Source organism: Maridesulfovibrio salinus, from assembly GCF_055394525.1.
In genome coordinates this window covers 1,644,284-1,658,409 of record NZ_AP042461.1, presented here as the reverse complement: position 1 = coordinate 1,658,409, position 14,126 = coordinate 1,644,284, and the positions used below count along the sequence as shown (strand labels likewise).

Here is a 14,126-nt window from a genome sequence, read left to right as displayed (position 1 = left end):
CTAATTCTTCAGCCCGAGCAGGGTCTGAAGCATCTGGTCTGCGGTTGTAATCAGTTTGGCTGCAGCGGTGTAAGAGTGCTGATACTTGATCAGATTACTCATTTCCTCATCAATATTGACACCGGAAACTTCCTGCTGTCTGTTATTCAGATCTGAAGCCAATGTTTCCTGAAAATTATAGTTGAACTTGGCAGTCCCTGTATCCGCCCCTACCACGGCAACGGTTGAATCATAGTATTCAATCAGTGTCTGACTGGTGGTTCCGTCAAAAGCGGTGGTGATATTTACATCCTTCTGCGCCATCTCTTTCATTTTGAGAGCACTGAAGTTATCACCGGAGTTGGCTTCACCGGCTCCGTTTACATGTCCGGCATTCACAAAATTGACGTCCCCGTTAACCTTGCCGTTGATCTCGATATCCGCTGCCTGAGAACCACTAAAATAAGTATTCAGCCCCAGTGCAGCGTAAAGACCGGTGGTATCGGTTCCCATCTGAAATTCATAACCGTCTTCGGCTGTAATCTGCAGCTTGTGGTTTACTATGTCCGCCGTCACATAAGTTCCGTATGAGCTGTTGATCGCTCCGGCCACATTGCTGAGTGTATGCTTTGTGGGATCAAAAGCATCAACTTCGGGAGTGGACGGATCAAAGTCAATAGGCCCGAATGAAGCCGAGGAGGCCAGCTCTCCTGATGTGGAGTTGTAAAAATACATCATGCAGTTCCCGGATTCCAGACGATCACCGAAAGGCAGTCCGGATGAACCGCTGCCGAGTGCGGTGGAATCGGAAGTAACGGCGTAAGTTCCTTCCATTGAAGTATGGCCCTCAAGCCCTGCGCCCTGCGAATGAATTCTATTGGTCTGCCAGACCAGTTCCTCGGCCAGGGCGTCCATCCGTTCCTTGTAACGACCGACATTGTTATCGCGGAAGGAAAAGAAACCTGTCAGAGTTCCACCGGTAAGCCTGCGGGTATTATCCTGCCCGGAAAAGCTCATCTGGGGAGTGATATTCTCTTTGGTGGAAGTATTCTGAACCCAGTAAAGCGCACTCTTGGGCACTATTGTGAACTTATCTCCCGCAGAGAAAGACTGCGTAGGAGCAGTATTTGAACTGTCGGGTGTTCCAAACCAGATCTTGATATCTTCAACCTGAATAGCTCCGTCCTCAGGACGGGCGGAGAACAGCTTGGTGGAACCGTCCTCTTCCTTGATCCAGGTGTTGCCGCCATCCAGAGAAACTCTGAACTGGGCAGCTCCGGCACCGGAAGTAACAGTACCGGGGTTAACCACTTCAACGGTATATTCAAATTCACTGGAGCCATCGAAGTAGGCAGCTCCGTCAAAATTGGAACCGGGAGTCAGGTTGTTCTGACTCTGCGGACCATCGTAGGAAATACGGAAATGCTGATCACCGTCCACCAGAGTCTGGCCGGCTGCGGTGGTTATGGTCATGTTGCCCGCGCCGTTGTCGATAACCTTGGTATCCATGATTTTGGACAGGTCGCGGATAAGTGTGGCCCGCTCATCATAAAGAGCGTTGGGGTTGTTCTGGCCATCTATCTGCTGCGTGTTGATCTGCTGGTTGATCTCGGCAATGCGGGTCATCATGCTGTTGGCACTTTCCACATCCTGCTTGATGTAGTCCTCAACCTGCTGCTGATACCTTACCAGATCATCCTGCATTGAATGCAGAGAATTGACCAGATTTCGTGAATCGTTCAACAGCTGCTGACGGGAAGCCGCATCATTGGCGCGCTGGCTGAGATCCTGCCAGTCATTAAAGAATGTGGTCAGACTGGCGTTGATGCCATACCCTCTGGACTCATTGAACAAAGACTCAACGCTGTTCAGAGTGTTGTAGAGAGAATCCCAGCGTTCACGCATGGTGGCCTTGTCGTTGTAGCTGTTCTCAACGAACTGGTCGAAATTTCTGTAGACCTCTGCTGCGCGCACACCGGTCCCGAGTTGGCCCGGACTCCAGTTTATGCTGGGACGCTCTTCAAGACGCACATTCCGGCGGGAGTAACCTTCGGTGTTGACATTTGATATGTTGTCACCGGTTACCTGAATGGCCGACTGCGAGGCGAAAAGAGCCCCTGAACCGAGGTTGAGTAGTGAATTAACGCCGGGCATTAGAGCCTCCCGTTAATCAGGGACGCCTGAGGGGAAGAAGTAGCGTACCGGCCCCGAGCGGAATATACATTCTGCTGCTTGGGGGTAATCTCACGATGCAGAAAATCCAGCATAGATGAAGACTGCTCAAGGAGGGCCTGCGCAAGCTGATGATTTTTTGTAGCCTGAACCGCACACTTCTGTTCCTGCTCGTCAATACGGGCGAGGTGCTTTTCAATTATCTTTCTCTGATCATCAGCTATAGCTGGAAGTATTTCACCCAGCCTGCCGGCTGAGGGGTCAATCTTTTGAATGAAATTTCTCAGGGAAAAACGCTCAGCTGAGATCTGACGCATAAGCTCCTGAATAACCAGTTCAACTCTGGTTACACCCTGAGGGTCTTTATTCATAAGCAGGGAAAATTCTTCCTGAAGAAGCATGGAAAGCAACAAGACCGCTTTGGACTGTCTGTCGAGATTTTCCTGTATGAGTTTGATCATTGTCTCTCCTCCCTGCCTTAAAAACCTGTATTTAATGTATTTTATACTTTTCTTAACTATTCTTCACAATTGTTGTGACTATAGACCTGCAAGCTTCTTGCCAATTTCCTCTGCAGTTGCTCCCTGCACATAAACTTTCTGATTGTGTTCCATTTCAATTCTACGGGCCAGGGCTTCTATCTTGGCCATGGTCTCGGCCCTTTCAACCGGCGAGTCCGCTACAGTCTCTCTACGGGCAGCCTTGCTGACACTTCCTTCCTGCTCACGGCTGACTTTTCTCTCAACCTGCATATTGACGGGAAAGTCACCGTCCTCAAGAGAAATACCGGGCTTGGGAAGAGGGATACCGGGCATGCCGTTTTCGCCGACACGTTCGTTCTTCGCCAGATGCTCCCCGTGAACGGATCCACTGCGGTTGACTTCATCAAGAGTCTTCAAAGCCGTTGAGTTTCCGGTTCCGGGCAAAGTGGACTTACTTGCATTATCCAGCTTGGAGCGCAGCTGCTGATAAAGCATGTCTCCCAACCCGATACCACCGCCTTCAGCCAGCTTCTCGGAAAAATCCTTATCAAACATTGCTGTGTACTGCTGCTCATACTGGTTATTCAGATAGCCTGACTTGGGAACATTCTTACGCATCTGTTTCCAGATCTTACCCATGAAGACCGCTTCAAACTTCTCGCATGCTTCGCGCAGTTTCTCATCTTTTGTCTCTCCCGAGGAAAGACGGTCGCTCATGGAATTCAGTTTGCGCTTGAAGCCCTGCAGTTCCTTATTTTCAGCATTAGACCTTGCGGTAGCTGTATCCATTGCATGATCTATCATTTAAATAACCTCCAGTTCTGCGTGCAGCGCACCCGCCACTTTCATAGTCCTGAGAATTGAGATCAGGTCACGGGGGGTTGCGCCGATAGCGTTGAGGCCGTCAACAAGTTCCTGCAGAGTCGCGCCTTCAACCAGCATGAGTCGGTTGTTATCTTCCTCAACCTCAAGTTCGGTCTCCGGAGTGGCAACGGTTTCAGCTCCTTCAGGTGCGAAAGGACCGGGCTGGCTGACATCCGCGGATTCAGCGACTACAACCTGCAGGTTGCCGTGGGCAATCGCCACCTTGGTCAGGCGGACATTACGACCGAGAACAACAGTACCGGTCTTTTCATCCACAACGACTTTGGCTTTAACATCAGGTGAAATTTCGAGATCTTCCAGAGCAGCCATCAGCGGGACCATATTGCCGCGAAACTGATCCGGGATAGCTACATCGACAGTAGAAGCATCAATGGCATTGGCGAAGGAGCCACCCACAACAGCGTTAATTCTCTTCACTACCTGCATGGTGGTTCCGAAATCAGCCATACTGAGATTGATGGTAATTTTTCGCTGCCTGTTGAAATCAAAAGGAACTGACCGCTCAATGGTCGCCCCGGAAGGAATCCGGGCCACGGTAACAACGTTCTTGGAAGCACTGGCCGCTTCCCCCGAGGCGGAAAAACCGCCAACGGTGAGAGCACCCTGTGCCAGAGCGTATACTTTACCGTCGATACCTTTAAGAGGAGTAAGAAGAAGAACACCGCCGAAAAGACTTTTACTGTCTCCGATAGAAGAAACTGTTACATCAAGAGGAGAGCCCGGGCGCGCGGAAACAGGCATCTTGGCTGTGACCATGACTGCGGCAACGTTCTTGGGCTTGATGGAAGAACGATCAACCTGAACACCCATTTTTTCCAACATATTAATCATGGATGTGATGGTAAACGCGGAGTTGGTTCCGTCACCGGTCCCCGAAAGTCCGACAACCAGTCCGTAACCGACCAGATCGTTATCACGCACTCCGCTGAAAGATGAAATATCCTTCAACCTGACCGCCCCGGCGGGCTGAGCGTGAATGAGTACGATGAACAGGATAATTACGGCAGCCGCAAGCCCTGTTGTTAATCTGTTCATCTTATCTACGAATCTCATCATATCCTCCGTGATCGAATGTGACTCTATTAAATTTACAAGTACCCTGTCCGCCCGCTAGAAGGGCCAGACGTTATCAAGAATTCTAGAAAGCCAGCCGGGTCTCTGCTTGTCAGCAAGAATGCCGCGCCCGTAGACTTCAATATGCGCGTCTGCCAGATAGCTGGACTGCACACTGTTAGAGGGCCCGATATCACGCTGACGAAGGAGGCCTCGAACGACCAGAACCTGGGTTTCATCATTTATGCGCACCTGACGGGCTCCTTCCACCTGAAGGACATTTCCTGGCAGAATTCTGACCACCCTGCAGGCAACAGAAGCGCTTAGTGTGGATTCGTTCTTGGCTTCACCGGTACTCTTGAACTTGTTGGACATACTTGAACCGATCATTGGATCAGTCCCCGCGTTCTTCTTGAGGTCAAAAGGATCTACCGCCCCGACCAGTCCTGCTGAAAAATTGCTAACACTCAGGCTTGTGGTATTCTCTTTTTCCGCTTTTGAATTGGAAGTATGCTTCCCGGAACTCGTCTCAGCCACAGTTACCACAACGATATCCCCGATTCTCCGGGCACGGTTGTCGTCAAAAAGATATTCCGAATCAGTGGAAGCGAACAGTGAGCCCGGATTGTTGGCAGGCTCCGGCTCGTACTGTGCAGGAGGAGTCATCACCGGCATGGGGGTTGGCGCCTGCTTGGCGGGTGAGCACCCGGCAGTCAGAGCCGCAAAACAAAAAATTGCCAGCATTGATTTTTTCATTTTCTCTTTCCTCCGCTTATACTTACTTTACCGTCACCGTCTGGGCGTTGACGACTGTTGCGATTACTTTACGCTTACTTTGCAAGTTACGTACCGTCACCGTCTGACCTACACCGCCGTCATCCATAACCTCAACCGGAACTGTAAGCCTCAGATGTTTTCCTTTATAAACCAGAGTAACCTTGTCACCCCTTGCAACAACAGGGGCAGGCTCAATGGAAGAACGCATTATGGGCTGCCCTGTTCCAACGGGCGCCTTGACACGCCAGGGACCACCCTTACCGTCCCATACGCGATTGCCCAGATGGGCCATATTTTTACTTTTCCAAGTTATAAGATCCGGAGTTATGATTTCTTTGCGGTTGATGGGGCGCACCGGACAGGGCACAGGCTTCCAGAGGTCCATAAAAACGGAACCGGACAACTGCCTGAGCACCTGTCCATCCACGCTGACCACTTCCAGTCTGAAGCTATTTGTGCCTGGCTTGAAAGCACGGGGGACAGTCACTTTCAAGCTGTCCATCGAATCTTTGAAAAAAAGGTGGTCCGGGAGTCTCATTTCCCTGAATTTATAATCGCCATCGAACTGCATGGCGTACGGAGTCAAGACTTTGACAACCGCTCTTCTTAGTTCTTCTTCAGACATCACTTTCCCGCCATACTGCATGGTAAGGGTGGCAGGAAGGATACAGTTGCGAATGAGTTCACCAAGATAGTGCTGCAGAATAACCCTTAACTTGGAACGGTTTACAGTTACGGGCCTGCGTCCTTTACCGGGTGCATTCCACAATTCGACAGCAGACAGGTCCGCCTTGGTCTTAGAAGGAAGATCTCCATAAAAGTCAGCAATATCGCCAAGAGTAACCCTTGGACCATGGACCACTGCGGCAGACTTGACTTTGATCCGCCAGTCGGTGTTCTGCTTTGACGCCAAGGCCGGGCCGGATAAAACCAGCGCAAGACCTCCCGCCAATAAAAACAGTAACGCTACCCTGCGAGTCACTTTGAAAAAATCTGCCATAGTCATAATAAAAACCTTCCTGTAATTTGTGCTCCGGCATGTGTCATTGAAGCTATTTCCGTCAGCACCCGGCATCTCTGTCTGCACCAGAGCCTTACAGAGATGCTAATCGTATTTCCACTGAAGCCCCTCTCGGGCCGCCAAAGCAACCCGGGATTCAGTTATTCAGAACCTATCGCTTAACGTTAATGGCAGTCTGGAGCATGGAGTCGGAAGTGGTAATAGCCTTGGAGTTGGTCTCGTAAGCTCTCTGCCCGACAATAAGCCCGACCATTTCATCAACAAGCTCGACGTTTGATCCTTCCAGATAACCCTGAGCAAGCGTACCGAACCTGTCATCACCGGGGGTTCCCTCAACGGGTGCTCCGGAAGCCTCGGTTTCAACATAAAGGTTCTTACCTACAGCATTGAGTCCGGCCTCGTTAATGAAGTCGTAGATAGGAACGTCCACAGCAGCCAGCTCCACGCCGTTTTTATCAAGCGCTGCAAAGTGGCCGTCTTCGGACACAACTAAGTTTACAGCTTCAGGAGGCACAATAAATTCAGGCTGCAGAGGATACCCATTGGAAGTAACAACCCGGCCTTCGTTATCCAGCTTGAATGCTCCGGCACGGGTGTAGGCCTCTTCGCCGTTGCGGTCGATACGGAAAAAGCCGTCTCCTTCAATTGCTATATCCAGAGGATTGCCGGTAGACTCAAAAGACCCCTGGCTGAAGAATTTATGGATGCTGACCTCTTTAACCCCCATACCGACCTGTAGTCCGGTAGGAAGCTGGTTCCCGCCTTCGGTAGCGGAACCGGCAATTCTCATGGTCTGATACATGAGGTCCTCGAATTCGACCCTGCTTTTTTTGAACCCCTGAGTGTTCACGTTGGCAAGGTTGTTGGAAAGAACATTGATGTGAGTCTGCTGAGCAACCATCCCTGTGGCCGCGGTCCAGAGTGAACGCATCATGATAATATCCCCCTATTTTTTACGTTGCCCTACCGACTTTCTGGATAAGCTTCTGGTCAAGCTGGTCGGTAGTGCTGATCATTTTCTGGTACATTTCAAAGCTGCGCTGACATTCAATCATGGCAACCATTTCATTGACTACTTCGACATTGGATTTCTCGATGTAGCCCTGTACAATTTCCCCTTCGGCAGGAACCTCCTCACCTTCAAGGACAAAAAGGTTTTCACCATTCTTCTTGAGTTCTTTGGTATTGGCCGGTTGGACGAAATCCAGCTGGGCAATTTCTGCGCCATCAGCTCTGATCACGCCTTCGGCATCGATGGTCACGTCCGAACGGGGCGGGATAGCCACCTGTCCGCCGTTTGCCATTACAGGATAACCCTGCTCGGTGATGAGAATTCCGTCCGGAGAGAGAGTGAAGACACCGTTGCGGGTCAGAAACTCGCCGCCGTCTTTCTGAACCTTGAAAAAGCCGTCTCCCCGCACAGCGAGGTCAAGCGGGTTGCCGGTTTTCTGAAAAGCCCCCTGCCCCATATCAATCACTTCATCTGAAAGTCTGGGACGAGCCATAATTTTAGGCTCTGGAAGCATGTTTTTATCGCGGATGAACGGCTTGGCATCCACGACATAGTCATGTGCAAATCTTTGAAAGGTGTCCTGAAAAGCGCAGTTGTCGCGCTTGAAACCGGTTGTATTGACGTTCGCCAAATTATTGGCGCTGATATCAATCCGGTGCTCGTTGGACATGGCCCCGAAGAGGGCACTGAAAATACTGGATCGCATGTCTATTTCTCCTGAAAGAAGATGTTCCTCGCTTTAATTGCTGCCCAACTCAATGCAAAGGGCAGGCCAAAGAGAGAACAAAGACATTACCGACCTGAAATAAATGAAAAAGTCCCGGCTCAGCGAACTGAACCGGGACCTTATCAATCATGTCGTATGCGTTACTTATTTGAATCAGACAGTGTGAAAGATTATTCCTCCCACTCTGATTTCAGGTATGATGCCCTGAGTGGCGTTCGGAGAGAGATAACCCATGGTTGCATCTTCAACCTCAAAATCAGTAGTGGCATCCACACTGCGTACTCCCTGCGTTGCGGGAGAAATATCAACATGTCCAGGAAGCCCAGCTACAGTGCTTCCGGCCGGACCAGCTGAAAAGGTGGCCGCCGGGGCTGCCTGAACATGACCGGCAGGACCTGCTACTATATTATCTGTGAGAACTGGCATTGTTTACACCTCTGGGACAAACTATTTTATACTATATATTTAATGTTTAAATTTTATAAGTCAAATCTAACGACAAACAAAGACCAAGTCAAAGACTCTGTTTACCTCAAGGGCCTCGTATGTTAATTTTCAAGGCACACCCACCCCTGAACCACGCGCCCCATTGTTGCGATGCTGCACTTCATTATTTGATAAAGATCACCACAAGACTTGACATTAAACTTCGACTCGCCTACGTTGCTGTCCTCGGTGCGGGTGTACCTCAGCGTTCCTGAACGAACAGTAGACACCTCCAAGTGGTAGACTTTCCTGATGATCATGTTTTCAGGCAAACCTCTTTCACCCGCATCAGGCCTCAATTTGTAACCTTTTGTGGGTTGTAAGATGCTGAGGTGGGCCTTTTTCGGGTCCACTTTTTTTTATTTTATCCGCCGCAAAAGGTGAAAAAACGGAGTAAGATGTGGAACAAGGCTCACTTGCCAACAAAATAAGCGAGTTCGTGGAACCCTCCATTGAAGCCATGGGACTCACCCTTTGGGGAGTTGAAGTTACTTCTGCCAACCGCCCCGCTGTAATCATTTATATAGACAGCGAGGACGGAGTCAGCATCGACCAGTGTGCGGCTGTAAGCAGAGACGTAGGGCTCATGCTGGAAGTTGAAGAGATAATCGACAGCGCCTATGTGCTAGAAGTATCCTCCCCGGGACTGGAAAGAAAATTTTTCAAGCCGGAGCAGTTTACCGGCTATATCGGAAAAAAAGTTGATGTAGCCCTTGTTTTCTCCATTGAAGGTCGCAAGAACTTCAAAGGAGTACTTGATAATACGGATGCTGAAGGGCTCAGCCTCAGACTTGAAGATCAGGAAGATCCCATCAGAATTGAATGGGACAGAATAAAGAAAGCAAAACTCATACACGAGTTTAAATAAATTAATAAGGCAGTCATTCGGCTTGCCGGCACTGCTGCCGCGAATATGTGCCGAAGCGGAGGAGCAACATGGGTTCTGAACTCAAAAAGGCGATTGACCAGATCAGCAAAGACCGTGGGATTGATAAGGATCTTCTCATTGACACCCTTGAAGAAGCGGTGCGTTCTTCTGTGGCCCGCAAATACGGCGATGCTATGGATATCGAGGTCAGCTACAATGAAAGCGAAGGTGAAATAGAAGTTTACCAGTTCAAAGTTGTGGCTGAAGAAGTTGAGGACGAAATCAGTGAGATAACTCTGGAAGAAGCTAAAGCGCATGATCCCAATGTTCAGATCGATGATGAAATGGGCTTTAAGCTCAAAGTTGAAGATCTGGGAAGAATCGCAGCTCAGTCTGCGAAACAGGTTATCATCCAGCGCATGCGTGATGCTGAGCAGGAAATCATTTACGATGAGTTCAAAAACCGCGTCAACGAAATCGTCAGCGGTATTATACAGCGTCGTGACCGCACCGGATGGATTATCAACCTCGGCCGAACTGAAGCTGTACTGCCCAAAGGCGAACAGATTCCCCGCGAAAGATACAAACGCGGAGACCGGGTTCAAGCTTTCATCATTGACGTACAGAAAGAGTCCAGAGGACCTCAGGTCACAGTATCCCGCTCCCATCCCGACTACATGACCGCACTTTTCAAACGTGAAGTCCCCGAAGTTGACGATGGCACTGTCAAAATTATGGGAGTTGCCCGCGATCCGGGCCTGCGCGCCAAGGTTGCAGTCAACTCCACAGACCGCGACGTGGATCCTGTAGGAGCATGCGTTGGTATCAGAGGTTCCCGCATCCAGAATATTGTTCAGGAACTGCGCGGAGAACGCATTGATATCGTGGTCTGGAGTCAGGACATAGCCAAGTACGCTCAGAACGCTCTTTCTCCGGCAGTAATCACCCGAATCGCTGTTGACGATGAAGAGAAAACACTTGAAGTTGTTGTTCCCGACGATCAGCTCACCGTTGCTATCGGCCGTAAGGGACAGAACGTAAAGCTCGCGTCCCGTCTGCTCGGCTGGAAGATTGATGTATTCACCGAATCCCGCTATGGCGAAATGAATGTTGCAAGTAAGGGTATGGATCAGGTTGCAAGCGTAGCCGAAATCCCGCTCGACAACTTCATTTCCGCAGGTTTCGAAACAGTCAGCCAGGTTGCCGGAGCCTCTGAAGAAATCCTGATGTCCATTTCAGGAATGACACCTTCCAAGGTTTCCGACATCAAATCAGCAATCATGCTTCTTGGCATAGCTGATGACGAACCCGAGTATGACGACACAGGGGAAGAATTTTCCGAAACAGTGGATATTCAAGAAGAAACAGCAGATGAAGCCGGCGAAGAATCCGGGGATGAGGCTGTTGAAGATGAAAATGAATCCGGGGAAGACGAAGCTCCGGAAGCAGAATAAAGGTAGTTGTATTTGACCGGAAAGGACAGCAGCAAAAAACACGTTCCAACCCGTTCGTGCGTAATCTGCAGGCAGCGTTTTGCCAAAGAAGAACTGTTCAGGTTCGTTATCGGCAAGGGGGCTTCCGATGATGAACTTATTCCGGATGAAAAAAAGGTTATGCAGGGCCGCGGATATTATGTCTGCGGCAATGCAAAATGCCTTGAAAGATTTAAATTTTTTCGGCCACGGAAGAAGAAATTCAGGGGGTAGTATTACATGGCATCAAAAATCAAAGTTAAGGAATTGGCCACCGAGCTCGGGGTCAGTACTAAAGACATTCTTCAAAAACTTCGAGAACTCGGAGTACAGGCAAAAAGCACTGTTGCCGACATAGATTCAGAACAGGCAGACACTATCCGCAATGAACTTGCCGGCAAATCCGGCAAAGTGGAAAGAAGAGAAGTTCAGCCCGGGGTTATCGTGCGCCGCCGTAAAGGTGGACGAGGAAAAGGCAAAGCAGAACAGGAAGAGAAAACAGCCTCTGATAAAGAAGAGAGCCAGAAAGACTCAAAGCCTGCTGCAACAGAAAAAAAAGAGCCTGCTGCGGACAAAAAAGAAGAGCAGACCAAGGCTAAAAAGGCTGAAAAGAAAGCACCGGCCAAGGCTGAGAAGCCCATGGTGAAGGTAATCAAGCCTGAAGAACTCGAAAAGAAGGAAGAAGCCCCCTCTAAAGAAGAAACTGAAGCTGCGCCCAAAGCGGAAACACCCCCTTCTGCTAAGCCAGTTGAAGAGAAAGCTCCGGCTGAGAAAAAAGCTGCTGCTACCCCGGCAGAAGAAAAAGCCGAAGAGCCTGAAGCAAAGAAAAAAACTGAAGAGCCCAAGACTGAGAAAAAAGCTGAATCTGCAGCCGCAGAAAAACCGGCTAAATCCGGGGATTCTGAAGGCAAAAAGAAAAAGCGCAAAAAGAAGAAAGAAGTCGAAGCTCCTAAAGTAAAAATTATTTCACGCCCTGATCCGAATCTGGAAGCAGCGAAAAGAGCTGCCGAAGGTCCGGGCAACAGACGCCAGCCTGCCAACCGTGAAGAGCCTCGTGGTGGAGGAAGGCCTGGCGGAGGAAGACCCGGCGGCGGTAGACCTGCCGGCGGAAGACCCGGTGGTGGCCGTCCTGCAGGCGGAAGGCCCGGCGGAGCTCCCGGAGGCGGAGGAAGACCCGGCGGAGCCCCCGGAGGCGGAAGGCCTGTTCCCGGTGCACCTCAACCCGGCAATGATCAGAGCAAGAAGAAAAAATTCAAGAAAGATAAGCGTGTTGTCGAGTTCGGAAAAGGCTACAAAGCTGACAATGAAAGAGAACTCGAAAGCAAGTTTCGCAAAAAGAAAGGCAAAAAAGGCGGCAAACGCAACGATCAGCAGCCTGTTCAGCAGAAGCCTCTTAAGGCCGCAAAGCGCAAGATCAAATTCAACGAAGCCATTCGACTTTCCGACATGGCTCACCAGATGGGTGTTAAAGCTCAGGAACTTATCAAGGCCCTGTTCGGTCTTGGAGTGATGGCTACCATTAACCAGTCTCTTGACTTTGATACCGCGACACTGCTTGCAGCTGAATTTGAGTATGAAGTTGAAAACGTTTCCTACTCCGAAGAAGAACTTCTCATCCCCAAAAATGAGGCGGATGATGATAAAGACATGCTGCCCCGTCCGCCAATCGTTACCATCATGGGTCACGTTGACCACGGTAAAACTTCACTGCTTGACGCAATACGCCACAGTGCTGTTACCGATGGAGAAGCAGGCGGTATCACCCAGCATATCGGTGCATACCATGTGACTACCGACCGCGGAGAGATCGTATTTCTCGATACCCCCGGTCACGAAGCGTTCACAACCATGCGTATGCGCGGTGCTCAGGTAACAGATATCGTAATCCTCGTTGTTGCGGCGGATGACGGTGTCATGGACCAGACCCGTGAAGCAATAAGCCACTCGAAGGCTGCCGGAGTCCCCATCGTTGTTGCTGTCAACAAGATGGATAAGGAAGGAGCAAGCCCCGAGCGAGTTCAGAGAGAACTTGCCGACCACGGTCTCGTTCCCGAAGACTGGGGTGGTGACACCATGTTCGTGCCTGTTTCCGCTAAAATGGGAACCGGTCTGGACGACCTGCTCGAAATGGTACAGCTTCAGGCTGAATTCCTTGAACTCAAAGCCAATCCGAGCAAGTCTGCCCGCGGTAATATCGTTGAGGCAAAACTTGATAAAGGACGTGGTCCCGTTGGAACCGTTCTTATTCAGGAAGGCACAATCCATCAGGGAGATCCCTTTGTCTGCGGACTCTACCATGGCCGTGTAAGAGCCATGTTCGATGACCGCGGTAAAAAGATCAAAAAAGCCGGACCGGCTTTCCCGGTCGAGATTCAGGGCTTTGACGGTATCCCCGAAGCTGGTGACGAATTCATCTGTGTTGCAGATGACAAGATTGCCCGCCGTATCGCTCAGGAACGCAAGCTCAAGCATCGCGAACGTGAACTGGCAGGTAAATCCAAGGTCACCCTTGAGTCTTTCCTTGCTTCCAAACCGGACCAGGAAGTGCAGACTCTTAACGTTGTGCTTAAAGCAGACGTGCAGGGCTCTCTTGAGGCAATCAACGAAGCACTCGCCAAGCTGGCTACTGACGAGATCAAGGTCGATGTTATCCACGGCGGTGCAGGTGCCATCACTGAATCCGACATCCTGCTGGCCTCCGCGTCACAGGCGATCATTATCGGCTTCAATGTAAGACCGACAGTTAAGATCAAGGATATCGCGGAAAGAGAAGAAGTTGAAATCCGTTTCTACGACATCATTTACAAGCTCGTAAATGAAATCAAAGACGCCATGGGCGGAATGCTTTCCCCGGACATCAAGGAAAACTACCTTGGTCAGGCGGAAGTCAAGCAGACCTTTTCCGTACCCAAAGTCGGTGTTATCGCAGGTTCTTATGTTGTGGACGGCAAGCTGACCAGGCACGCACAGGTTCGTCTGCTGCGTGACGGAGTAGTTATCTACACCGGATCCCTGACTTCTCTCAAACGATTCAAGGATGACGCCAAGGAAGTTGCCAAAGGCTACGAATGCGGTGTCGGTCTTGAAAAATTCAACGACATCAAGGATGGCGATGTAATCGAAGCCTTCGAAGTTGTTGAAGTAGCAAGAACTCTCGAATAAAAATCAATACCGGAGGCGGGCCTGCCGTCC

General features: G+C 50.1%; 13 protein-coding genes. 4 read left to right on the top strand and 9 right to left on the bottom strand.

Annotation, left to right across the window (positions count from 1 at the left end):
• The 9 genes from flgK to ACZ5PW_RS07335 all read right to left on the bottom strand — a co-directional run bounded on the left by flgK (position 1) and on the right by ACZ5PW_RS07335 (position 8,534).
• Positions 1-2,133: a flagellar hook-associated protein FlgK gene (gene flgK, locus ACZ5PW_RS07375; RefSeq protein ID WP_464559432.1), complete on the bottom strand. Its 2,133-nt coding sequence runs from the start codon at positions 2,131-2,133 to the stop codon at positions 1-3.
• Positions 2,133-2,612 (bottom strand): flagellar export chaperone FlgN, encoded by a 480-nt coding sequence (gene flgN / locus ACZ5PW_RS07370; protein ID WP_464559430.1) that lies wholly within the window; start codon positions 2,610-2,612, stop codon positions 2,133-2,135. The genes flgK and flgN overlap by 1 nt, the downstream gene beginning before the upstream one ends.
• A gap of 78 nt (positions 2,613-2,690) precedes the next feature.
• Complete coding sequence (locus ACZ5PW_RS07365) at positions 2,691-3,437, bottom strand: rod-binding protein (RefSeq protein WP_464559428.1); 747 nt, start codon at positions 3,435-3,437, stop codon at positions 2,691-2,693.
• Positions 3,438-4,571 carry a flagellar basal body P-ring protein FlgI gene (locus ACZ5PW_RS07360; protein WP_464559426.1) on the bottom strand — a complete coding sequence of 378 codons (1,134 nt, stop codon included), beginning with the start codon at positions 4,569-4,571 and terminating at the stop codon, positions 3,438-3,440.
• A 57-nt stretch (positions 4,572-4,628) separates the two neighbouring features.
• Positions 4,629-5,327 carry a flagellar basal body L-ring protein FlgH gene (locus tag ACZ5PW_RS07355; protein WP_464559424.1) on the bottom strand — a complete coding sequence of 233 codons (699 nt, stop codon included), beginning with the start codon at positions 5,325-5,327 and terminating at the stop codon, positions 4,629-4,631.
• A gap of 22 nt (positions 5,328-5,349) precedes the next feature.
• Positions 5,350-6,354, bottom strand: coding sequence for a flagellar basal body P-ring formation chaperone FlgA (flgA, locus tag ACZ5PW_RS07350; RefSeq protein WP_464559422.1), 1,005 nt, complete (start codon positions 6,352-6,354; stop codon positions 5,350-5,352).
• A gap of 166 nt (positions 6,355-6,520) precedes the next feature.
• Positions 6,521-7,303, bottom strand: a complete 783-nt coding sequence (flgG, locus tag ACZ5PW_RS07345) for a flagellar basal-body rod protein FlgG (protein ID WP_464559420.1) — start codon at positions 7,301-7,303, stop codon at positions 6,521-6,523.
• Between the two features lie 19 nt (positions 7,304-7,322).
• Positions 7,323-8,087, bottom strand: a complete 765-nt coding sequence (gene flgF, locus ACZ5PW_RS07340) for a flagellar basal-body rod protein FlgF (protein ID WP_464559418.1) — start codon at positions 8,085-8,087, stop codon at positions 7,323-7,325.
• A 174-nt stretch (positions 8,088-8,261) separates the two neighbouring features.
• Positions 8,262-8,534: a hypothetical protein gene (locus ACZ5PW_RS07335; protein ID WP_464559416.1), complete on the bottom strand. Its 273-nt coding sequence runs from the start codon at positions 8,532-8,534 to the stop codon at positions 8,262-8,264.
• A gap of 460 nt (positions 8,535-8,994) precedes the next feature.
• Here ACZ5PW_RS07335 and ACZ5PW_RS07330 point away from each other — a divergent pair, with 460 nt between their 5' ends.
• The 4 genes from ACZ5PW_RS07330 to infB all read left to right on the top strand — a co-directional run bounded on the left by ACZ5PW_RS07330 (position 8,995) and on the right by infB (position 14,096).
• A complete protein-coding gene (locus ACZ5PW_RS07330) occupies positions 8,995-9,462 on the top strand; it encodes a ribosome maturation factor RimP (protein ID WP_464559414.1) in 468 nt (155 codons plus the stop codon).
• A 68-nt stretch (positions 9,463-9,530) separates the two neighbouring features.
• Positions 9,531-10,916 carry a transcription termination factor NusA gene (gene nusA, locus ACZ5PW_RS07325; RefSeq protein ID WP_464559412.1) on the top strand — a complete coding sequence of 462 codons (1,386 nt, stop codon included), beginning with the start codon at positions 9,531-9,533 and terminating at the stop codon, positions 10,914-10,916.
• 12 nt (positions 10,917-10,928) lie between these two features.
• Positions 10,929-11,168 (top strand): YlxR family protein, encoded by a 240-nt coding sequence (locus ACZ5PW_RS07320; protein ID WP_464559410.1) that lies wholly within the window; start codon positions 10,929-10,931, stop codon positions 11,166-11,168.
• A 6-nt stretch (positions 11,169-11,174) separates the two neighbouring features.
• Positions 11,175-14,096, top strand: coding sequence for a translation initiation factor IF-2 (infB, locus tag ACZ5PW_RS07315; RefSeq protein WP_464559408.1), 2,922 nt, complete (start codon positions 11,175-11,177; stop codon positions 14,094-14,096).
• The last annotated feature ends 30 nt before the right edge of the window (positions 14,097-14,126 follow it).